Genomic DNA, 19,805 nt, shown 5'->3' with positions numbered 1-19,805 from the left:
CGGTTGAGCGGCCCGGTCAGCCGTAGACGATCCGTCGTAGCTGCCGGGCGGAGAGTTCGGGTGAGCGGACCGGCCAGTGCCGGAGCTCGGTGCCGAGGCGGGCGAAGATCTCGTCGTTGCGGGCGCCGTAGGTCTGCAACTCACGGTGCCGGCGCCGGACGTACTCCTCGGTCGTCTCGGTGAAATAGGCCAGTACGTCGGCGACCACGCGCCGCGCGACATCCGCCGACAGTCCGGTCGTCCGGCTGACCTGATCGGCCAACTCGTCCACCGGCTCCACAGCCGCCGCCTCACTGATCACCCGACCACCATGCAGTGTTTTCGAGGTCACTGCAAACCTTCTGCCCGAAATCGGGCAAATTTCCTGTTTTGTCAGGAGTTAGAAGAGCCGGAGTACGTCGGACTCCATGCCGCGGAGGGCGTCGTAGTCGACGGTCACGCATTCGAGGCCCCGGTCGGTGGCCAGGAACTGGGCCTGAGGTTTGATCAGCTGGGCGGCGAAGATCCCGCGCACCGGGGCGAGCAGCGGGTCGCGGTTGAGGAGCTCGACGTACCTGGTGAGTTGCTCGACGCCGTCGATCTCGCCGCGGCGTTTGATCTCGACGGCGACGTGCTTGCCGTCGGCGTCGCGGCACAGCAGGTCGACCGGCCCGATCGCGGTCGGGTACTCGCGGCGTACCAGCGTCCAGCCCTCGCCGAAGGTCTGGACATGCTCGGCCAGCAGCTCCTGCAGGTGCGCCTCGACGCCGTCCTTGATCAGCCCGGGGTCGATCCCGAGCTCGTACGACGTGTCGCTGTGCACCTCCTCGAGCGTGATCCGGAGCTCCTCACCAGCCTTGTTGGTGACGCTCCAGACCCCCTCTTCCTCGGTCAGCTTGCACGGCGGCGACATCCAGTTCAGCGGTTTGTACGACCCGCCGTCGGCGTGGATCAGCACGGATCCGTCCGCCTTCACCATCAGCAGCCGCGGCGCCATCGGCAGATGAGCCGTCAGCCGCCCCGAGTAGTCGACAGAACAAGTAGCAATCACCAAGCGCACGAGAAAGCACCGTAGTGCACCGGCCGCCGGTAGTGGGAGGGTGGTGAGCATGATGCCGAAGGTCAGCGATCAGGCCGTCGCCGCGTACGACGTGGTGGCCGCCGAACTGGAGTCGGCCGGAGTGGTCCGGGGCAGCATGTTCGGTATGCCCTGTCTCAAGGTCGGCAAGAAGGTGCTCGCGGGGATGTTCGGCGACGCCATGACGTTCAAGCTGCCGCCGGAGCCGCGGGAGAAGGCACTCGCGCTGCCCGGCGCCGAGCCGTTCGACCCCGGGATGGGCCGGCCGATGAAGGAGTGGGTCGTGATCCCGCTGGCGCAGTCGCAGGCCTGGCCGGAGTACGCCGCCGAGGCGTTGGAGTACGTCGGCCGATGAATCTCATGTGTCCGGCGCGGATCCTGCTGCTGCCTGGTGACGTGCAGGAGGCGGCGGTCGGGGAGCGGGTTGCTCAGGTGTACGCCGGAACCTTCGAGGCGGCGGCCGGATCCCGCCTGGCGGAGCGCCTCGGCGTACGGCTGACCGTCGTACCGGAGCTGACCCAGCGCCCGGACGAGGAGCTGCAGTCGATCGCGGACCTGCATCGCGGCGAGACCGTCGTCGTACTGGGCGTGGACCTCGGCCTCAAGCTTCCGGCGACCGTCGAGCACACCGGCGACGGCTGGACGCGGGTGGCGACCGACAACGAGGTGACACTGTCGGCGTACGAGCTGGCGGCGGAGAAGTTCCGCGACTCGATCCCGCCCGGGGCCAACGACCAGCTGATCGATCTGCTCGCCGAGCGCGTCGGACCCGGCGGGCGGGTGCTCGAGATCGGCAGCGGAACCGGACGCGATGCGCTCGAGCTGGAACGCCGCGGCTTCGTCGTACGGCGGACCGACGCGACGCAGGCGTTCATCGACATGATGCGGGCCGACGGGTACGCCGTCGACCGGTTGAACGCGCTCACCGACGACTTCGGCGGACCGTACGACGCGATCTTCGCCAACGCGGTGTTCCTGCACTTCGACCGCCCCGGCCTGGCGCAGGTCCTGCGGAAGGCGGCGCGATCCGCCCCGGTGCTGGTGTTCGCCACGCGCGAAGGCAAGGGCGAGGAATGGTCCGATCGCAATCTGGATCTGCCTCGGCACTTCGTCCTCTGGCAGGAGGATGCGTTGCGGGAGGTGCTGACGGCCACCGGCTGGGAAGTGCAGCGGCTGGATCGCGGCCAGGGCAAGTTCGGGATGTGGTTCTACGTGCTGGCGACGCGCGCATGATCCGGGCGGGCGTCGTACTGCTCACCGACCAGGGGATCGCCGCGATCGAGCGGGTGCGGGACGGGATGACGTACTACGTTCTGCCCGGCGGGCAGGTGGAGGAAGGTGAGAGCCCGGCCGAGACCGCGCGACGCGAGATCTACGAGGAGCTCGGGCTGCTGGTGAAGATCCGCAGCGTCGTCGCGGTCGTGCACTTCGGCGACAGTACGCAGCACTACTTCTGCGCGGACGTCATCGGCGGCGAGTTCGGCACCGGTGACGGTCCCGAGATGGCGAGCCCGGCCGAGTCGGAACGGGGCAGCTATCGCGCGGTCTGGCTGCCGCTGCCCGAGCTCGCCGGGCTGGACCTCCGGCCGCGTCCGATCACGGCGGCGCTCCTGGCCGCCCCGGATCCGCTCAGGTTGCTGGACGGCTGGATGGAGACACCGGTCGTGTACGACGAGAACGTGTGAGGTTGGCCTCCCCGGTGATGCAACTCATGGGCGGACCACTATCCGGACTGGCATAGTGCAGAGCATGGCTCGGGAATTGACGACGGTGGGTGTGGTGGGTCTCGGCACGATGGGCGCCGGGATCGCCGAGGTGTTCGCGCGCAACGGGTTGACGGTGGTCGGCGTCGAGCGTGACGAGGAGGCTGCCGAGCGCGGCCGCGGCCACATCCAGCACTCGACCGACCGGGCCGTGAAGCGCGGCAAGCTGTCGGTCGAGGACCAGCAGGCGCTGTTCGACCGGGTCACGTTCGCCACCTCGATGGAGGCGCTGGCCGACTGCGACCTGGTGATCGAGGCCGTCGTCGAGCGGCTCGAGCTGAAGCGCGAGATCTTCGCCGCGCTGGACAAGATCGTCGGCGAGGACGCGATCCTCGCGACCAACACCTCGTCGTTGTCGGTCACCGAGATCTCCGTCGCCACCCAGCGCCCGCGCCGCGTCGTCGGCATGCACTTCTTCAACCCGGCGCCGGTGCAGGAGTTCGTCGAGGTGATCAAGACCGTCGTCACCGAGCCGGACGTGGTCGACGACGTACAAGCCCTGGCCCGCCGCCTCGACAAGGTCCCGGTGGTCGCGGCCGACCGGGCCGGCTTCATCGCCAACGCGCTGCTGTTCGGGTACCTGAACCACGCCGTCTCGATGGTCGAGTCCCGCTACGCCACGCGCGAGGACGTCGACGCGGCGATGCGGCTCGGCTGCGGGTACCCGATGGGTCCGCTCGCGCTGCTCGACCTGATCGGGCTCGACACGGCGTACGAGATCCTCGACACGATGTACAAGCAGGGCCGCAACCGGCTGCATGCCCCGGCGCCGATCCTCAAGCAGATGGTCACTGCCGGACTGCTCGGCCGGAAGACCGGGCGTGGTTTCTACACCTACGAAGGGCCGGACTCGCCGGTCGTCGTCGACGACGAGAGCACCCCGCAGCGCAACGGCGACGAGATCGCGGTCCGCCCGATCAAGCAGATCGGCGTGGTCGGCTCCGGCACGATGGCGGTCGGCATCGTCGAGGTCTGCGCCAAGGCCGGGTACGACGTCCTGTATGTTGCCCGCGGCACCGAAAAGGTCGACCGGGTCCGTGCGATGCTGGAACGCTCGCTGGAGAAGGGCGTCCAGCGCGGCAAGCTGTCCTCGGAGGAGCGCGACGCCGCGCTGCGCCGGGTGACCGGTACGGCGAAGCTCGACGATCTGGCCACGGTGGACCTTGTGATCGAGGCTGTGGTCGAGGAGCTCAGCGTCAAGCAGGCGCTGTTCGAGACGTTCGACGAGATCTGCAAGCCGGGCGCGATCCTGGCGACCACCACCTCGTCGCTGCCGGTGATCGACCTCGCGATGGCGACCAAGCGGCCGTCCGACGTGGTCGGTCTGCACTTCTTCAACCCGGCCCCGGTGATGCAGCTGGTCGAGGTCGTCAGCACGGTCAGCACCGCGCACGAGGTCGCCGACACGGTGGCCGCGGTAGCCGTTGCCGCTGGCAAGCACCCGGTGCGCTGCGGCGACCGGGCCGGCTTCATCGTCAACGCGCTGCTGTTCCCGTACCTGAACGACGCGGTCCGGATGCTCGAGGCCCACTACGCCGGTGTCGACGACATCGACGCCGCGATGAAGCTCGGCTGTCGGCTCCCGATGGGCCCGTTCGCCCTGCTCGACGTCGTCGGCCTCGACGTCGCGCTCGCGATCCAGCGCACCCTGTACCTGGAGTTCCGCGAGCCCGGTTTCGCGCCCGCCCCGCTGCTCGAGCACCTCGTCACCGCGGGGTACCTCGGCCGCAAGACCGGCCGAGGCTTCCGCGACTACGCGAGCTGAGTCCCGAGCCCGATGGGTTTACGGCTCGGCCTGCGCGTAGTCGCCGCAGGGGCCGCCGCCGATCGCCTCGGGGAGGACTGTTTCGCGGCGGTCGAGCTTGACGAGCGGGTTGTAGAAGGCGGCGATCTCGACGCTGTCCTCGGGGATGTAGTGGAAGATCAGCGAACGGCGGAAGCGGTCGTCGGTGTTGTTCGGGCGGGAGCCGTGCACGACGCTGCCGTGGAAGAACAGGACGTCGCCGGCCTTCATCTTCGTCTGCACCTTGCTGAGGCCGTCCGGGATCGGGACCTCGACACTGGTGAAGGACTCGGTCAGGTCGGCAGGCTCCGGGCAGACCAGCTCGGTCTTGTGTGAACCCGGTACGACGGCCAGCCCGCCGTTGTCCGCGTCCACGTCGTCGACCGCGATCCATGCCGCCAGACAGGTCTCCGGATCGGCGCGCAGGAACGTGTTGTCCTGGTGCAGCGCCTGACCGCGCGCGCCCGGAGGCTTGAAGTAGAACATCGACTGCGCGCCCAGCGCCGGACCGATGAGCGCCTGCACGACATCGAGGATCCGGCTGTCCAGCATCAGCTCGAGCGAGAGCCGTCCGGCCTCGATGTCGGTCCGCCGGTGCGGATGCACGAACCGCGGGTACTTCGCCAGCGGGTCGTCCTCGGGTACGCCGTCGTCGATCGCGAGCGAATGGTCGACGGCGACCTGCTCCATGAACACGGTCTTGATCCGCTCGACCTCAGCGGAATCGAACAACTGGGGGACCTGGACGATGCCGTCCCGCTGGTAGATGTCCACGACTGTCATATCTCAAGGATCTGTTGGAGCCGTTCGCCGGACGATAGCGTATCTAGCTGTGAACCTTCGAGATCCTGCTGACTCGCCGATCCCGGTCGTCCGCCGGGTGGCGACCGGTGAGTTCGACGAGGGGCCTGACTACGCGACGTACCGGCGCCGCGGTACGACGGATTGGCTGCTGGTGCAGACGCTCGACGGCCTGGGACGATTCGGTCAGGTTCGTGCCGAGCCGGGTAGCGTCACGCTCGTCCGCCCCGGCACGCTGCACGACTACGCCACGGTCGGCGATCGCTGGCACTTCCTCTACGCCCACGTCAACCCGAAACCCGACTGGCTCCCGCTGCTCGACTGGCCGGAGGTTGCTCCGGGCATCGTTCAGCTGCAGCCGGCCGGGCCCACCTTCGACCGGATCGCCGACCATCTGCGCGATGCCGTACGTCATCAACGCAGCGTGCTCCCGCAGGCCGAGCAGCTGAGCGCCAACTCGCTCGAGGCCGCGCTGTTGTGGTGCGACACCCAGAACCCGAAGGCCGTCCAGATCGACGACCGGCTGCTGCGCGCGATCGAGCTCGTCGACCAGGACCTGACCGCCAACCTGGACATCCCGCGGCTCGCGCGGGCGGTCAACCTCTCGGTCTCGCGGTTCGCGCACCTGTTCCGCGACCAGCTCGGCGTCAGCCCCCAACAGTTCGTCGAACGCCGCCGCCTCGACGCTGCAGCCCGCCTCCTGGAGCTGACCAGCCGCCCGGTCGCCTCCATCGCGGCCCAGGTCGGCTACGCGGACCCGCTCTACTTCTCAACACGCTTCCGTCTACACACCGGATCAAGCCCCACCACGTACCGCAAGAGGTCTTAGGCTTCTCCGCATGAGAACGCGTGCAGTGGTGGGGCTGGCGGTGCTTGCGGTGGTGGGGCTCGGGGCGTGTGCGCCGGAGGACAACAACTCGTCCGGCTCGTCGACACCGTCGGGGGCGGATGCTTGTGCGAAGGACAAGCTGGCGGTGAAGACTGGCGGCAAGCTGACGGTCGGCACCGACAAGCCGGCGTACGAGCCGTGGTTCAGCAACAACGACCCGAGCAACGGCAAGGGGTACGAATCGGCCGTCACCTATGCGGTGGCGAAGAAGCTGGGGTTCGAGCAGGCCGACGTCAAGTGGCTGACGGTCCAGTTCAACACCGCGTTCGCGCCCGGGACGAAGCCGTTCGACCTGGACGTGAACCAGGTGTCCATCTCGGAGGACCGGCGCAAGGCCGTCGACTTCTCGTCCGGGTACTACGACGTCCGGCAGACCGTGATCACGACCGCGGGCAGCAAGATCGCGAACGCCAAGTCGGTCGCTGAACTGGTCGATGCGAAGCTCGGTGCCCAGGTCGGTACGACGAGTTACACCGCCCTGCGCGACCAGGTGAAGCCGAAGCAGACCCCGGCCGTGTTCGACACCAACGACCTCGCCGTCCAGGCGCTGAAGAACAAGCAGATCGACGGCATCGTGGTGGACCTGCCGACCGCGTTCTACATGACCGGGGCGCAGCTCGACAACGGCAAGATCGTCGGGCAGCTGCCGTCGACCGGGACCACCGAGCAGTTCGGCTTCGTGCTCGAGAAAGGCTCGAAGCTGACCGGCTGCGTCACCCAGGCGGTCGACGCGCTCAAGACCGACGGCACCCTGGCGAACCTGCAGAAGCAGTACCTGACCGAGTCCGGCGCTCCCGAACTCTCGTGAGTGACTGGCAGCCCTCGGCGCTCCAGCTCGAGCGGATCGCGTACCGGCGCAGGCAGGCGCGGCGATCGACGCTGATCGCCGGCGTCAGCTCGGTGGTCCTGCTCGCGCTGGTTGCCTTCGGCATCGGCTCGACGCCGGGCTGGCCGCGGGTCCGGGCCACGTTCTTCGACTTCCACCGCGGCTGGGAGGCACTGCCGGTCGTTGCCCAGGGCCTCTGGCTGAACATCCGGGTGATGCTGACCTGTGCCGTACTCATCGTGATCTTCGGGATGACGCTGGCGATCATGCGCACGTTGCGCGGCCCGGTCTTCTTCCCGCTGCGCGTCTTCGCGGCCGCCTACACGGACGTGTTCCGCGGCCTCCCGTTGTTGCTGGTGATCTTCCTGCTGGGCTTCGGCGTACCGGCGCTGCAGTTGCGTGGGCTGCCGAACCAGGCGGTGATCTGGGGTGGGGCGGCGCTCGTGCTGACCTACTCGTCGTACGTCGCCGAGGTGTTCCGCGCCGGCATCGAATCGGTGCATCCGTCGCAGCGGGCGGCGGCGCGCTCGCTCGGGCTGACCTATCGCCAGACGCTGCGCTTCGTCGTACTCCCGCAGGCCGTACGCCGGGTGATGCCGCCGTTGCTGAACGACTTCGTCAGCCTGCAGAAGGACTCCGGCCTGATCGCCGTCCTCGGCGTCATCGACGCGATCCGCGCCGCCCAGCTCGAGACGGCCGAGGACTTCAACTTCACGCCGTACGTCGTGGCCGGCCTGCTGTTCGTCGCGCTGACGATCCCGCTGACCCGGCTGACCGATTACGTCGCCCGCCGCCAAGGCTGGTACGGCGGGGGAGGCGGTCCGGTATGAGCCTGCTCTCCTTGCGTGGAGTACGGAAGGTGTACGGCGACAACGTCGTACTGGACGGGTTCGATCTGGACGTCGACGCGGGGGAGTGCGTCGTACTGATCGGCGCCTCCGGGTCCGGGAAGTCGACGTTGTTGCGGTGCGTGAACCTGCTCGAGACGGTCGACGACGGCGTGGTCGAGCTCGCCGGCGTGGACATCACGGATCCGCGCGTCGACGCCGACAAGGTGCGCTCGGGGATCGGGATCGTTTTCCAGTCGTACAACCTGTTCCCTCATCTGAGCGTGCTCGACAACATCACGCTGGCGCCCATCCGCGTCCACGGCGTACGGCGTGAGGTCGCGCGGGCACGTGCGCTGGAGATGCTTGAGCGGGTCGGACTGGCCGACAAGGCCCTGACCAAACCCGACGAGCTGTCCGGCGGTCAGCAGCAGCGGGCGGCGATCGCCCGCGCGATGGTGAACTCGCCCCAGCTGATGCTGCTCGACGAGGTCACCTCGGCGCTCGACCCCGAGCTCGTCGGCGAGGTGCTGGACCTGCTCCGCGAGCTGAAGTCCGAGGGCATGACAATGCTGGTCTGCACGCACGAGATGGCCTTCGCCCGCGACGTCGCCGACCGCGTCTGCTTCCTCCACCACGGCCGCCCGCTCGAGATCGGACCGCCCGCCCAGGTCCTGGACGCGCCGCGTGAGCCGCGCACCCAGGAGTTCCTGCGCCGGATCCGGACCTAGCGCGACGACAGGTAGGTCAGCACGGCGATCACGCGCCGGTTGTCGTCCTCGGACGGCGGCAGATCGAGCTTCGCGAAGATGTTGTTGGTGTGCTTGCTGACCGCCTTCTCGGTGACGAAGAGCGCGCTCGCGATCGCGGCGTTCGAGCGTCCCTCGGCCATCAGACCGAGGACCTCGGACTCGCGCGGCGTGAGCCGGCCGATCGGTTCGTCGCGGGTGTTGCGGGCCAGCAGCTGACCGATCACGTCCGGGTCCATCGCGGTACCGCCGGCCGCGACCCGGCGTACCGCGTCCAGGAACTCGGCGACATTCGACACCCGGTCCTTCAGCAGATACCCGACGCCGCCGCCACCGCCGGTGAGGAGCTCGCGCGCGTACAGCTGCTCGACGTACTGCGAGAGCACGAGGATCGGCAGACCGGGGACCTGGCTGCGGGCCTCGATCGCCGCCTTCAGGCCCTCGTCGGTGAACGTCGGCGGCAGCCGGACGTCGACCACGGCCACGTCCGGCCGGTGCTCCACCAGGGCGGGCACCAGCCGGGGTCCGTTGTCGACCGCCTCCACGACCTCGAAGTCGTGCGCCTCCAGCAGGCGGATCAGGCCGTCCCGGAGGAGGGCGTGGTCTTCAGCGATGAGGACTCGCAAGGCAGCTCCATGATCACGGTGGTCGGCCCGGCGCTCGGGCTCACCACGGTCAACGTACCGTCGAAGGCGGCCAGCCGCCTTTCGATACCGTACAGACCGCCACCGGGCCTGATCACCGCACCGCCGACGCCGTCGTCGCCGACGATCATGTGCAGCTTCTCGTCCTCGTGGGTGATCTGGATCCACGCGGTCGTGGCGGCGGAGTACTTGACCGTGTTCGCGAGGCATTCGGCCACCGCGAAGTACGCCGCGGACTCGACCGGCGCGGGCGGCCGGCCCGGCACGTCGAAGGTGACGTCGACCTTGAACGGGCAGGACATCGCCAGCGCCCTGACCGCGCCGTCGAGACCGCGGTCGGCCAGCACCGGCGGGTGGATCCCGCGGACCAGGTCGCGCAGCTCGGACAGCGCCGTACTCGCCGACTCGCGGGCCTCGGTGAGGAGGGCGGCCGCCTGCGCCGGGTCGCGGGCGACCATCTCCTCGGCCATGCCGAGGTTCATGCTCAGCGCGGCCAGGCGAGCCTGGGCGCCGTCGTGCAGGTCGCGCTCGATCCGGCGCAGTTCGGCCGCCTGGGTGTCGACGGTCTCGGCGCGGGACTCGGCCAGCTCGCGGACGCGCATCGCCAGCTTCGCGCTCTCGGTCGGGCCGAGCAGCGAGCGGGCCAGGAACGCGTTCGCCTTCAGCAGCCGCTCGCCGGCGGCCTGCCAGATCAGGAACGCGATCAGCGCGACCGGCATCAGCAGAAAGCTGGTCCAGAAGTTCACCGTGAGCAATCCGCCGAACGGCTCGGTGAACACGCCCTCGGGCGTCACGCCGACGAGCAGCGGGTAGACGAGATAGAAGAGCATGGCCAGGAACAGCACAGCGCTCAGCAGACACAGCGTGAACCCGACGACGGCGTTCACGAGCAGCCAGATGATGTCCCGCCAGGTCTGCGGGTCGGTAAGGATCGTCCGCAGCCGCATCAGCATACCGGGCATCGGCGGCTTTTTGTACGGGCGCGGGATCCGCTCGCCGAGGAAGCCCGCGAGGATCGTCCGGTGGCAGTTGGCGAACCAGCGCGCGGCCGGCACCACCACGAGCAGCAGCGGGATGCCCACCCACACCGCGATCAGCGGCACGGAGACCACGCTGAGCACGAACAGGGCGATGCCCAGCTCGGCCAGGATCGCCAGGAACAGCGCGATCCAGGGCTGCGCAAGCTTGGGATACCGCATCGGCGGTGCTTCGGTGGTCACGACGGTGCTCATGCCCTCCATCATGACTCAGCGTGTGCTCAGGCGCGGTGGTGTTAAGTCCCCTCTGGCCGGAGGGCTGCCACCCCCCGGCATCTGGGTAGTAGCGCTCATGTTTTCAGCGGTGCCGAGGATGAGGCTGGATCCATGACAGCGACAGTGACCCCACCAGGGACCAAGGGCAGCGACTTCTCGCCACTGCTGAGGGAGATCAAGGCCGCGGGCCTGCTCGAACGCCGTACGGCGGCGTACGCGATGGCGATCGGGATCAACGTGGTCCTGATGGCCCTCATCTGGGCAGCGATCGCGGCGGTCGGCGCCTCGTGGTGGGTGGTGCTGCTTGCCCTGCCGCTGGGGATCCTGACCACCCGGGCTGCATTCTTCGGGCACGACGCGGGTCACCAGCAGATCGCCAGCTCGCGCAAGCTGCACGACTGGATCGGCATGCTGCATGGCAACGTCGTACTCGGAATGAGCTACGCGTGGTGGAGCGACAAGCACAACCGCCACCACGCCAACCCGAACCACACCGACAAGGACCCCGATGTCGGCGAGGGCGTGTTCGTCTGGACGCTCCAGCAGGCCGAGGGCCGCAAGGGTCTGGAGGGCTGGCTCACTCGCAACCAGGCGCGGGTGTTCTTCCCGCTGCTCACGCTGGAGGGCTTCAACCTCAAGGTGTCGAGCATCCGCTTCCTGCTGGCTCGTCGCCGTACGCATCAGCTCGAGCTCGGCCTGATGGCCGCGCACGTGGTGCTGTACCTGACCGCGCTGTTCCTGATCATGTCGCCGGCCCAGGCGCTGGTGTTCGCGCTGGTGCACCACATGGTGTTCGGGCTGCACCTGGGCAGCGTGTTCGCGCCGAACCACAAGGGCATGGAGATGCCCGACGACGACAGCAACTGGGGTCATCTCGAGAAGCAGGTCCTGACGTCCCGCAACGTCAACGGCGGGCTGGTCACCGACTGGATGATGGGCGGACTCAACTACCAGATCGAGCACCACCTCTTCCCGAGCATGCCGCGGGCCAATCTCAGGTTCGCCCAGCCGATCGTCCGCGCGTACTGCGAGCGCATCGGAATGCCCTATATCTCGACGGGTTTGATCGATTCGTACCGTATGGGGTTGCGCCATATGCACGAGGTCGGCGAGGAACTGCGCGCGGCCTGAGCTGCCTGCCGCCGGGGTGACCTGGCTCATACGGCTAGCCTTGAAGAGCTATGTCGCGCAGAAGGCCTTCCAAGTGGCAGCGGCCGGTCAGTGACCGGCCGCTGCTCGGTGGTACCCAGTCGCGTGAGGTGAAGGCCGACGGTGAGTGGAACGTCCGGCGGGTCTCCGGGTCCGCGTCCGCGAAGTCGTACCGTTGCCCCGGCTGCGACCAGCTGATCCCGCCCGTCACCCCGCACGTCGTGGTGTGGCCGGACAACCCGAGCCTGCTCGGCGCGATCGGTGGCGCCCAGTCGCTCGACGAGCGGCGTCACTGGCACACTGCGTGCTGGCAACGGAGCCGTTGAGCTCGGCGCGGGTTCGGTACGGAAAGGTATCTGCATGAAGCTTCCGGTCACGTCGTACGGCGACACCGGTACGCCGGTCGTGGTGATGCACGGGCTGTTCGGCTCCGGGCGGAACTGGATGACCGCCGCGCGCCGGCTGGCCGGCAAGCACCGGGTGTTCGCGTTCGACCTGCGCAACCACGGGTCCTCGCCGCACGTCGACACGATGAGCTACCCGGAGATGGCCGCCGATGTCCGCGAGACGATCGAGTCACTCGGGGTCGGGCCGGTCGCGCTGGTCGGGCACTCGATGGGTGGCAAGACCGCCATGCTGACCGCGCTGCAGTACCCGGACGTGGTCGAGCGCCTCGTCGTCGTCGACGCGGCTCCGGTCGAGTATCCGCCTGCCTTCGTCGAGTACGCGCAGGCGATGCGGAACGCCGACCTGTCCTCGGTTGCCCGTCGTGCCGAGGTGGACGCCCAGCTGGTCGACGCCGTACCCACGGCCGGGACCCGTGCGTTTCTGCTGCAGAACCTGATCCTCGACGCCGACGGTGCTCGCTGGCGGCCGAACCTTCCGGTGATCGAGGCCGCGCTGCCGGCCATCTCGGGCTGGCCCGCGGAGGCGGCCGGTCTGCGGTACGACGGGCCGACGCTGTTCATCTTCGGCGGGAAGTCCGACTACGTGCAGCAGGACCATCGCGCGACGATCGCCGCGTACTTCCCGCACGTCCAGTACGCCGAGGTGCCCGAGGCCGGGCACTGGGTCCACGCCGAGCGGCTCGACGACTTCCTGGCCGCGCTCACGCCGTTCCTCGGGTGACCCTGGTAAACGTTTGTCCGTAATCCATTGACCTTCACCCGAAATCGTCGGTAAGTTTTCAACCCAGTTCCTGCAGGATCCATGATCTGGGTTGGTGGTGGCGGCGATGGTGGTCCGGACCGGCGCACAGTGTCTGGCCGAGGACCGGGGGCTGGTGCCCGACGGGCGCCTGGGACTGATCACGAACTTCACCGGCGTCCTGCCGGACCTCACGCCGACCTCGGTCGCGTTGCGTGCGGCCGGGCTGCCGTTGGCGGCGTTGTTCGGTCCCGAGCACGGCCTCCGCGGTACGGCGCAAGCGGGTGCGAGTGAAGGTGAAGGCGTCGATCCCGACACCGGTCTCCCGGTCTTCGACACCTATCTGCGGCAGGGGCGGGAGCTCGACGACCTGTTCTCCGGTGTCGACGTGCTGCTGTTCGACATCCAGGACATCGGGACGCGGTTCTACACCTACATCTGGACGATGTACGACTGCCAGCAGGCGGCGGCGCGGCTTGGTATGCCATTTGTCGTCCTCGACCGGCCGAACCCGCTCGGCGGTGTCCGGGTCGAGGGTCCGCTGCTGCAGCCGGGGTTCGAGAGCTTCGTCGGGAGGGCGCCGATTCCCTTGCGGCACGGACTGACCGTCGGCGAGCTCGCCCGGCAGTTGGGTGAGGCAACGGTCATCCCGGTGGACGGCTGGACCCGCGAGTCGTCGGGGACCGGTATGCCATGGGTGCCGCCGTCGCCGAACATGCCGACGCCGGACACCGCTTTGGTATACCCCGGGACAGGCTTGTTCGAGGGGACGAACCTCAGCGAGGGCCGTGGTACGACGCGGCCCTTCGAGACGATCGGGGCGCCGTACGTCGACGATCGGCTCGTGCCGGCGTTGTCCGCGTGCGGGCTGCCCGGCGTGATCTTCCGGCGGACCTGGTTCGAGCCTGTGTTCAGCAAGTACGCCGGCCAGGCCGTATCCGGCGTACAGCTCCATGTTGTCGATCGCGAGGCGTTCGAGCCGGTGCGAACCGCGCTGGTGATGCTCCGGGTGCTGAACGAGCTGTATCCGGACGACTTCGGGATGCTGCCGTCGCTCGACCGGCTGTGGGGCTCGGACTCGCTGCGCAAGGCCCTCGAGGCCGGCGACGACCCGGTCGATCTCTTGCCCGCGGCAACCACGCCCGCGGGTTGGGTGCGACCTGACGTGCTGCTCTACGAAGGGACTGCTGGATGACGATCTCGGACGTGACGATCCGCTCGTTCCAGGTTGGCGACGGACCGGCGTTGGCTTCAGCGTGGACGACCGCGGCGCCGTCCGATCCGATCAGCTACCAGCGGTTCCGCGACCTGTTCCTGCTCGACCGCAACTTCGACGCGGCTGGTCTGCAGGTGGCCGTGATCGACGATCAGCTCGTCGGGGCGGCGTACGCGGTCCGGCGGTTGATCGCGGTCGACGCGGATGATCTCGAGCCGGCGGCTGGGTGGATCCCATTCTTCTTCGTGCATCCGGAGTACCGGCGGCGCGGTATCGGTCGCTCGTTGTTGTCGGCGGCAATGGATTGGCTGCGGTCGCACGGGCGGACCGAGGTCTTCTTCTCGTCGTACACACCGAACTACTTCCTCCCCGGCCTGGACGGCGCTCGCTATCCGGATGCCGCTCGCTTGCTGGCCAACCTGAGCTTCGAGCGGCAGTACGACGCCGTTGCGATGGACCGCGGACTGGTCGGGTATGCCATTCCGGGCGAGGTCCGGAAGCGGATCGATGCGCTGACGGGCGAGGGCTACAGCTTTGGTACACCAACCGACGACGAGCTGACCGCGCTGATCACGATCGCCGGCGCGGAGTTCAACCCGGACTGGGCGCGCGCGATCCGCGAGGGCGTCGTATCCGGTCTGCCGTTGGAGCGCATCGTGGTGGCGCGCCAACCCGGTCCGACACCGTCCGGCCGGGCGATCCTCGGCTGGGCGATGCACGGCACGTACGAAGGAGTGATCGACCGGTTCGGGCCGTTCGGCGTACTGCCGGCCTCGCGCGGCACCGGGCTCGGGAAGGTGCTGCTGCACCTGACGCTCGAGCGGATGGTTGCCACCGGCGCCCACTCGGCCTGGTTCCTGTGGACCGGCGAGAAGTCCGCGGCCGGACAGCTCTACCTGAAGACGGGGTTCGAGATCACCCGCACGTTCACCATCCTCCGGGCGCCCCTTGCCCGGTCCGACGCTTAAGGAACCCACATGCGTATCTCGAAGGGACTGCGACTCGCGGTCGTTGCCGGGCTGTTGGCCTCGGCCGCTGCCTGTGGCGGCAGCGGCGACTCGGGCGGTGGCTCCGGCAGTGATGGCAAGGTCGAGCTGACGCTGCTCAGCCACTACAGCGACGGCCCGTCGAAGGACGGGCTGGACAAGATGATCGCCGAGTGGAACAAGGACAACCCAAAGATCCAGGTGAAGGCGCAGGTGGTTCAGTTCGACGACCTGCTGACCACGATGACGGTCCGGCAGACCGGCGGTCGTGGCGCGGACATCGTCAGCGCGTACGGCCTGTGGGGCGGACAGCTGATGAAGGCGAACGTCGTGGCGAAGGTGCCGGACGACATCGCGACCAAGATCAAGGCGGAGTACAGCCCGGCCGCGCTGGGCGCCGTGACCACCGGCGACACGCTCCTCGGCTACCCGACCGAGCTGAACACCTACGTGCTCTTCTACAACAAGAAGATCCTCGCCGCGGCCGGCATCACCAAACCGCCGACCACCTGGGCCGAACTCGCCGACGATGCGAAGAAGACCGTGAAGCGGGATGCCAAGGGCAACATCCAGGTCGAGGGCCTGAGCCTGATCCAGGACGGCGACAACAAGTCCGTCCACCCGTTCCTGTCGCTGCTCGACTCGGCCGGCGGCAAGTTCCTCGGCACGGACGGCACACCGCAGTTCGACAACGACCAGGGCAAGGCGGCGCTGAAGTTCGAGGGCGATCTGGCGGCCGCGAAGGCGTCGAACACGTCGATCTCGCCGACCAAGCAGTTCCGCAGCGGCGGCGTCGCGATGGCGATCCAGGCCGGCTGGTGGATCGGCAGCCTCAAGACCCAGATGAAGGACAAGTACGCCTCGGACGTCGGCGTGACCGCGATCCCCGGACCGACGCCGGGCAGCAAGGGCTCGCTGGCGTACGGCTTCTTCATGGGCGTGAACCAGCGCAGTAAGCACGCGGACGAGGCGTGGAAGTTCCTGACGTGGATGAACGAGCACAAAGCTGAGAGCAGCAACGTCACCGAGACCGGGAAGTGGCTCGCGGACCAGGGCCTGATCCCGCCGCGGACGGCCGACCAGGCGGAGTACAAGAAGTCGTTGTCCGATCCGAACCTGGCGCCGATCTACGACGCGGCGACGTACGCGATGGCCGAACCGAACCAGCCGGGGGCCTACGAGGCGAAGACCGCGCTGCACAACGCGATCATGACGGTGCTTGCCGATGGCAAGAATCCGGACGATGCGCTGGCGCAGGCGGCGAAGGCCGTCAAACCGCAATGACGACCGCGGTCAGCAGGGTCGGCGACGATGGCATGGTGGTGTCGCCGGCCCGACGGGTCGGCAAGCTGCACCGCGAGGGGCTGGCGGCGTACCTGTTCCTGTCGCCGGCGCTGCTGTTCTTCTGCCTGTTCCTGATCCTGCCGTTCATCTTCGCGATCGTGCTGGCCTTCTCGGACTGGGGCGGGTTCGACCTCAGCACCCTGAAGTGGGCGGGGTTCTCGAACTTCGGCGACGTGCTGAGCTTCGACGGGACCTTCGTCAAGCCGATCCTCGTCAACACCTTGCTGTTCGCCTTCGGATCGGTGTTCCTGGCAACGTTCGGTTCGGTGCTGGTTGCCTATTGCATCGACCGGTTGTCGTTCCAGGGGTTCTGGCGGGTGTTGTACTTCCTGCCGGTGGTCGCCACGGTGGTTGCGATCGGCAACGTGTGGAAGATGATGTACCAGCCGGCCGGCCTGATCAACGCAGTACTGAACAAGCTCGGTGTGAACAGCGTCGGGTTCCTGTCCGATTCGTCGTACGCGCTGCCGTCGGTGACCGTCGTACACGCCTGGGCCTCGATCGGCGGCGCCGTACTGATCCTGACGGCCGGCCTGAAAGCGATCCCGGAGATGTACTACGAGGCCGCCGAGGTGGACGGGGCGAACTCGTGGCACATGTTCTGGTCGATCACGTTGCCGTTGCTGCGGCCGGCATTGCTGTTCGTGCTGGTCACGCAGTTCATCGGCGGGTTGCAGTCGTTCGCGCTGATCATCGTGATGACCGGTGACGGCGGGCCGGTGAACGCGACCAACGTGGCGGCGTTCGAGATGTACCAGCGGGCGTTCAAGTTCGGCGCGTGGGGGACGGCGAGCGCGATGGCGATGGTGCTGTTCGTGATCATCCTCGCGATCACGTTGCTGCAGCTGTGGATCGCCCGGCGGCGCGGGGAGGAGACCTCGTGAAGCGGCGCGGCAGGTTCCCGTGGTTCGCGTATCTGGTGGTGGTCCTCGGTGGAGTGGCGATGGTGATGCCGTTCCTCGACATGGTGATGAGCTCGTTCAAGGGTCCGGGGGAGTACGGCGTCATCCCGTACAAGCTGCTGCCTGAGTCCTTCAACTTCGACAACTACCGTGACGCCTTCGCGCAACTGGAACTCGGCCGGCTGTTCCGGAACAGCGTGATCGTCACAGTCTCGGTGACGATCTCGGTGCTCGTCACGTCTTCGATGGCCGGGTACGCGCTGGCGAAGCTGCGGTTCCGCGGGCGGGCGGTGATCTTCCGGTTCATCCTCGCGACGATGATGCTGCCGCCGTTCCTGCTGCTGATCCCGACGTTCCTGATCATGCTGAACTGGCCGCTTGCCGGTGGCAACGACATTCTCGGCCGCGGCGGCGACGGCGGACTGACGACGAGTCTGGTCGCGCTGATCCTGCCGTTCGCGGTCAGCGGGTTCGGCATCTTCCTGATGCGGCAGTTCATGGTGTCGCTGCCGGACGAGATGCTCGAGGCGGCCAAGATCGACGGCGCGAACCAGTGGCAGACCTGGCGGCTGATCGTGCTGCCACAGACCAAGCCGGTGGCGATCACGCTCGGGCTGATCACGTTCATCGGGACCTGGAACGAGTACATCTGGACGCTGCTGATCTCGTCCTCGGATCCCTCGTTGCAGACCCTGCCTGTCGGCATCCAGTTGCTGCAGAGCTTCCTCGACCCGGACCGCACGATGCCGATCGTGATGGCCGGCCTGGTGATCAGCACGCTGCCGGTGCTGGTCGTGTTCCTGCTGTTCCAGAAGTACTACGTGCGCGGTGTCGTACTCAGTGGCCTGAAATGAGGAGACCCTTGTGAACAGAAACGTGCTCGCTATCGGGGCGCATATCGGCGACATGGATCTGACCGCCGGGCCGACGCTGGCAAAGCTGATCCTGGAAGGCGCGTCGGCCACGATCGTCGCGCTGACCCCGGGCGAACGCGGTCACCCGCGGCTCACGCCGACGGAGTACAAGAAGCAGAAGATCGCCGAGGGTGCGGCGTTCGCGGAGGCGATCGGCGCGGGCTTCGTGGTGTTCGACCAGAGCGACGGGTTCCTCTCCGCCGGTGACGACGTGGCGCTGGAGCTGGCCCGGATCATCCGCGAGAAGCAACCCGACACGATCATCACCCACTGGAAACACTCCATCCACAGCGACCACGAGAACGCCGCCGTCCTCGCCGAGCGGGCCCGCTTCCTGGCCGGCCTGCCGATCGACCCGACGGACGATTTCGCCACGCCGTACCCGGACCTGGTCCGCAAGTTGGCCGAGCTCCGGCGGCACGGCGTGCGTAGCTTCCTCCACGCCGAGAACTGGGAGGACATGGAGGGCTTCACTCCGTCCCTCTACGTCCCCATCCCCGACGAGGCCTTCTACCGCTGGGTCTCCGCCATCCGCCACCAGGCCTTCGCCCGCGGCGAAACCTACGGCTTCCGCTACATCGACTACTACACCGCCCTCATGACCACCCGAGGCTGCCTGGCCTCCTACCCCCGAGCCTGCGCCTTCCACACCAACCACGCCCCGGAAGTCACCAAACTCGCCGGGCCGTAGGGGTTCCCACGCGGGGTGCGACGTGCCCTTCGGTGCGCGTGCGGGGGTGGAGGACGTACGGTCGTGGTCGGATCTGTTGGGCTATGAGTGGAGTGGGCGTGGCTGAGGTTCGGTTGGTTGTGCAGGGGGATGACTTCGGGATGTGTCATGCGGTCAACGTGGGGACGGTGGAAGGGTTCCGGGACGGGATTCTGACGCAGGTGTCGACGATGGCGGCATGTCCTTGGTTTACCGAGGCGGCGGCGTTGGCGCGGGAGTTCGGGATTCCGTTGGGGGTGCATCAGACGCTGACATGTGAGTGGGACTTCCTGCGGTGGCGGCCGTTGACGGATGGGGCGTCGTTGGTGGGGGAGGACGGGACGTTCCTGCGGTCGGTGGCTGAGGCGCAGGCGTCGGTGACTCATGAGGACGCGGTGCGTGAGCTGACGGCTCAGGTCGCGAAGTTCGCGGCGGAGGGGCTGGCGATCGAGTACCTCGACGTACACATGGGGCAGTCGGCGACGGCCGCGGCGTACGACGAGGTGTCGCGTGCTGCCGGGAAGCCGTTCATCTATGGGGAGGTGGAGTCGCAGCGGTTCGCGTCGATCGAGACGTTGAGCGATCGGGACGCGGACGTGAAGAGGGCGTGGCTGCTCGAGTACCTCGACAAGCTGACGCCGGGAGTGCATCTGCTGGTCACGCACTGCGCGGCCGCGGAGCCTGAGCTCGGAGCGCTGCACAAGCCTGGGTCGTACACGTATCGCTGGGCCGAGGAGTACCGGCTGTCCGACCAGGAGCTCGTCACAGATCCCGAGATCCGCAAGGCGATCGAGGAACGCGGCATCGAGCTCACAACGGTCAGCGCCGCCTTCTCGTGAGCAGCTTC

General features: G+C 67.7%; 23 protein-coding genes. 18 read left to right on the top strand and 5 right to left on the bottom strand.

All coding sequences use genetic code 11. The features are described 5' to 3' along the window. Positions 1–16 precede the first annotated feature (16 nt). Both AB0J62_RS30060 and nucS read right to left on the bottom strand, forming a co-directional pair. Positions 17–298, bottom strand: a complete 282-nt coding sequence (locus tag AB0J62_RS30060) for a hypothetical protein (protein WP_131292007.1) — start codon at positions 296–298, stop codon at positions 17–19. Between the two features lie 81 nt (positions 299–379). After that, entirely contained in the window at positions 380–1,039 is a 660-nt protein-coding gene (nucS, locus tag AB0J62_RS30055; protein WP_363878062.1) for an endonuclease NucS, read from the bottom strand. A 49-nt stretch (positions 1,040–1,088) separates the two neighbouring features. On the opposite strand from nucS, the gene AB0J62_RS30050 reads away from it, so the two are divergent. From AB0J62_RS30050 to AB0J62_RS30035, 4 genes are all read left to right on the top strand, one after another. Further along, positions 1,089–1,412 carry a hypothetical protein gene (locus AB0J62_RS30050; RefSeq protein WP_363878059.1) on the top strand — a complete coding sequence of 108 codons (324 nt, stop codon included), beginning with the start codon at positions 1,089–1,091 and terminating at the stop codon, positions 1,410–1,412. Beyond that, positions 1,409–2,290, top strand: a complete 882-nt coding sequence (locus AB0J62_RS30045) for a methyltransferase domain-containing protein (protein WP_363878057.1) — start codon at positions 1,409–1,411, stop codon at positions 2,288–2,290. The genes AB0J62_RS30050 and AB0J62_RS30045 overlap by 4 nt, the downstream gene beginning before the upstream one ends. Continuing rightward, positions 2,260–2,742, top strand: coding sequence for an NUDIX domain-containing protein (locus AB0J62_RS30040; protein ID WP_363878055.1), 483 nt, complete (start codon positions 2,260–2,262; stop codon positions 2,740–2,742). The genes AB0J62_RS30045 and AB0J62_RS30040 overlap by 31 nt, the downstream gene beginning before the upstream one ends. A gap of 64 nt (positions 2,743–2,806) precedes the next feature. Further along, positions 2,807–4,585 (top strand): 3-hydroxybutyryl-CoA dehydrogenase, encoded by a 1,779-nt coding sequence (locus AB0J62_RS30035; protein WP_363878053.1) that lies wholly within the window; start codon positions 2,807–2,809, stop codon positions 4,583–4,585. A gap of 18 nt (positions 4,586–4,603) precedes the next feature. Here the strand turns inward: AB0J62_RS30035 and AB0J62_RS30030 are convergent, their stop codons facing one another. Continuing rightward, the gene (locus AB0J62_RS30030) at positions 4,604–5,386 is read right to left on the bottom strand and encodes a phytanoyl-CoA dioxygenase family protein (protein WP_363878051.1); all 783 of its coding nucleotides are present in this window, start codon (positions 5,384–5,386) and stop codon (positions 4,604–4,606) included. A gap of 49 nt (positions 5,387–5,435) precedes the next feature. On the opposite strand from AB0J62_RS30030, the gene AB0J62_RS30025 reads away from it, so the two are divergent. From AB0J62_RS30025 to AB0J62_RS30010, 4 genes are read left to right on the top strand one after another with little or no spacing between them, the layout of a single operon-like run. After that, positions 5,436–6,233: a helix-turn-helix domain-containing protein gene (locus AB0J62_RS30025; protein WP_363878049.1), complete on the top strand. Its 798-nt coding sequence runs from the start codon at positions 5,436–5,438 to the stop codon at positions 6,231–6,233. A 10-nt stretch (positions 6,234–6,243) separates the two neighbouring features. After that, on the top strand, positions 6,244–7,101 hold the full coding sequence (locus tag AB0J62_RS30020) for an ABC transporter substrate-binding protein (protein ID WP_363878046.1): 858 nt from the start codon (positions 6,244–6,246) through the stop codon (positions 7,099–7,101). Continuing rightward, on the top strand, positions 7,098–7,949 hold the full coding sequence (locus AB0J62_RS30015; RefSeq protein WP_363878044.1) for an amino acid ABC transporter permease: 852 nt from the start codon (positions 7,098–7,100) through the stop codon (positions 7,947–7,949). The genes AB0J62_RS30020 and AB0J62_RS30015 overlap by 4 nt, the downstream gene beginning before the upstream one ends. Then, entirely contained in the window at positions 7,946–8,677 is a 732-nt protein-coding gene (locus AB0J62_RS30010; protein ID WP_363878042.1) for an amino acid ABC transporter ATP-binding protein, read from the top strand. The genes AB0J62_RS30015 and AB0J62_RS30010 overlap by 4 nt, the downstream gene beginning before the upstream one ends. Here the strand turns inward: AB0J62_RS30010 and AB0J62_RS30005 are convergent. Further along, on the bottom strand, positions 8,674–9,321 hold the full coding sequence (locus tag AB0J62_RS30005) for a response regulator transcription factor (protein WP_137259446.1): 648 nt from the start codon (positions 9,319–9,321) through the stop codon (positions 8,674–8,676). The two genes, AB0J62_RS30010 and AB0J62_RS30005, sit on opposite strands and share 4 nt — an antisense overlap. Next, positions 9,273–10,571 carry a sensor histidine kinase gene (locus AB0J62_RS30000; RefSeq protein WP_363878041.1) on the bottom strand — a complete coding sequence of 433 codons (1,299 nt, stop codon included), beginning with the start codon at positions 10,569–10,571 and terminating at the stop codon, positions 9,273–9,275. Before AB0J62_RS30000 ends, AB0J62_RS30005 begins: the two co-directional genes overlap by 49 nt. Before the next feature lie 132 nt (positions 10,572–10,703). Between AB0J62_RS30000 and AB0J62_RS29995 the strand changes: the two genes are divergently transcribed. The 10 genes from AB0J62_RS29995 to AB0J62_RS29950 all read left to right on the top strand — a co-directional run bounded on the left by AB0J62_RS29995 (position 10,704) and on the right by AB0J62_RS29950 (position 19,797). After that, on the top strand, positions 10,704–11,723 hold the full coding sequence (locus AB0J62_RS29995) for an acyl-CoA desaturase (protein WP_363878039.1): 1,020 nt from the start codon (positions 10,704–10,706) through the stop codon (positions 11,721–11,723). Positions 11,724–11,773: 50 nt separating this feature from the next. Continuing rightward, complete coding sequence (locus tag AB0J62_RS29990; RefSeq protein ID WP_134111371.1) at positions 11,774–12,067, top strand: hypothetical protein; 294 nt, start codon at positions 11,774–11,776, stop codon at positions 12,065–12,067. A gap of 34 nt (positions 12,068–12,101) precedes the next feature. Then, the gene (locus AB0J62_RS29985; protein ID WP_363878036.1) at positions 12,102–12,869 is read left to right on the top strand and encodes an alpha/beta fold hydrolase; all 768 of its coding nucleotides are present in this window, start codon (positions 12,102–12,104) and stop codon (positions 12,867–12,869) included. A 106-nt stretch (positions 12,870–12,975) separates the two neighbouring features. Then, entirely contained in the window at positions 12,976–14,082 is a 1,107-nt protein-coding gene (locus AB0J62_RS29980) for a DUF1343 domain-containing protein (RefSeq protein WP_363878034.1), read from the top strand. Continuing rightward, positions 14,079–15,071: a GNAT family N-acetyltransferase gene (locus AB0J62_RS29975; protein ID WP_363878032.1), complete on the top strand. Its 993-nt coding sequence runs from the start codon at positions 14,079–14,081 to the stop codon at positions 15,069–15,071. Before AB0J62_RS29980 ends, AB0J62_RS29975 begins: the two co-directional genes overlap by 4 nt. Before the next feature lie 9 nt (positions 15,072–15,080). Next, the gene (locus AB0J62_RS29970; protein ID WP_363878029.1) at positions 15,081–16,373 is read left to right on the top strand and encodes an extracellular solute-binding protein; all 1,293 of its coding nucleotides are present in this window, start codon (positions 15,081–15,083) and stop codon (positions 16,371–16,373) included. Beyond that, a complete protein-coding gene (locus tag AB0J62_RS29965) occupies positions 16,370–17,317 on the top strand; it encodes a sugar ABC transporter permease (RefSeq protein WP_363878027.1) in 948 nt (315 codons plus the stop codon). Before AB0J62_RS29970 ends, AB0J62_RS29965 begins: the two co-directional genes overlap by 4 nt. Continuing rightward, positions 17,314–18,189, top strand: coding sequence for a carbohydrate ABC transporter permease (locus AB0J62_RS29960; RefSeq protein ID WP_363878025.1), 876 nt, complete (start codon positions 17,314–17,316; stop codon positions 18,187–18,189). The genes AB0J62_RS29965 and AB0J62_RS29960 overlap by 4 nt, the downstream gene beginning before the upstream one ends. Positions 18,190–18,199: 10 nt before the next feature. Continuing rightward, the gene (locus tag AB0J62_RS29955) at positions 18,200–18,940 is read left to right on the top strand and encodes a PIG-L family deacetylase (RefSeq protein ID WP_363878023.1); all 741 of its coding nucleotides are present in this window, start codon (positions 18,200–18,202) and stop codon (positions 18,938–18,940) included. A gap of 98 nt (positions 18,941–19,038) precedes the next feature. Further along, a complete protein-coding gene (locus tag AB0J62_RS29950) occupies positions 19,039–19,797 on the top strand; it encodes a ChbG/HpnK family deacetylase (RefSeq protein ID WP_363878021.1) in 759 nt (252 codons plus the stop codon). Positions 19,798–19,805 lie beyond the last annotated feature (8 nt).

Source organism: Kribbella sp. NPDC049584 (assembly GCF_040675555.1).
Lineage (GTDB): Bacteria > Actinomycetota > Actinomycetes > Propionibacteriales > Kribbellaceae > Kribbella.
This window is presented reverse-complemented; position numbering and strand designations above follow the sequence as displayed.

What these genes read in the sequence shown, in the direction of transcription:
- AB0J62_RS29995 (WP_363878039.1), top strand. Translation starts at nt 10,704, where the DNA reads ATGACAGCGACAGTGACCCCACCAGGGACCAAGGGCAGCGACTTCTCG.
- AB0J62_RS29965 (WP_363878027.1), top strand. Translation starts at nt 16,370, where the DNA reads ATGACGACCGCGGTCAGCAGGGTCGGCGACGATGGCATGGTGGTGTCG.
- AB0J62_RS30000 (WP_363878041.1), bottom strand. Translation starts at nt 10,571, where the DNA reads ATGAGCACCGTCGTGACCACCGAAGCACCGCCGATGCGGTATCCCAAG.
- AB0J62_RS29985 (WP_363878036.1), top strand. Translation starts at nt 12,102, where the DNA reads ATGAAGCTTCCGGTCACGTCGTACGGCGACACCGGTACGCCGGTCGTG.
- AB0J62_RS29980 (WP_363878034.1), top strand. Translation starts at nt 12,976, where the DNA reads ATGGTGGTCCGGACCGGCGCACAGTGTCTGGCCGAGGACCGGGGGCTG.
- AB0J62_RS30045 (WP_363878057.1), top strand. Translation starts at nt 1,409, where the DNA reads ATGAATCTCATGTGTCCGGCGCGGATCCTGCTGCTGCCTGGTGACGTG.
- AB0J62_RS30010 (WP_363878042.1), top strand. Translation starts at nt 7,946, where the DNA reads ATGAGCCTGCTCTCCTTGCGTGGAGTACGGAAGGTGTACGGCGACAAC.
- AB0J62_RS29990 (WP_134111371.1), top strand. Translation starts at nt 11,774, where the DNA reads ATGTCGCGCAGAAGGCCTTCCAAGTGGCAGCGGCCGGTCAGTGACCGG.
- AB0J62_RS30050 (WP_363878059.1), top strand. Translation starts at nt 1,089, where the DNA reads ATGATGCCGAAGGTCAGCGATCAGGCCGTCGCCGCGTACGACGTGGTG.
- AB0J62_RS30020 (WP_363878046.1), top strand. Translation starts at nt 6,244, where the DNA reads ATGAGAACGCGTGCAGTGGTGGGGCTGGCGGTGCTTGCGGTGGTGGGG.
- AB0J62_RS29975 (WP_363878032.1), top strand. Translation starts at nt 14,079, where the DNA reads ATGACGATCTCGGACGTGACGATCCGCTCGTTCCAGGTTGGCGACGGA.
- AB0J62_RS30030 (WP_363878051.1), bottom strand. Translation starts at nt 5,386, where the DNA reads ATGACAGTCGTGGACATCTACCAGCGGGACGGCATCGTCCAGGTCCCC.
- AB0J62_RS29970 (WP_363878029.1), top strand. Translation starts at nt 15,081, where the DNA reads ATGCGTATCTCGAAGGGACTGCGACTCGCGGTCGTTGCCGGGCTGTTG.
- AB0J62_RS30035 (WP_363878053.1), top strand. Translation starts at nt 2,807, where the DNA reads ATGGCTCGGGAATTGACGACGGTGGGTGTGGTGGGTCTCGGCACGATG.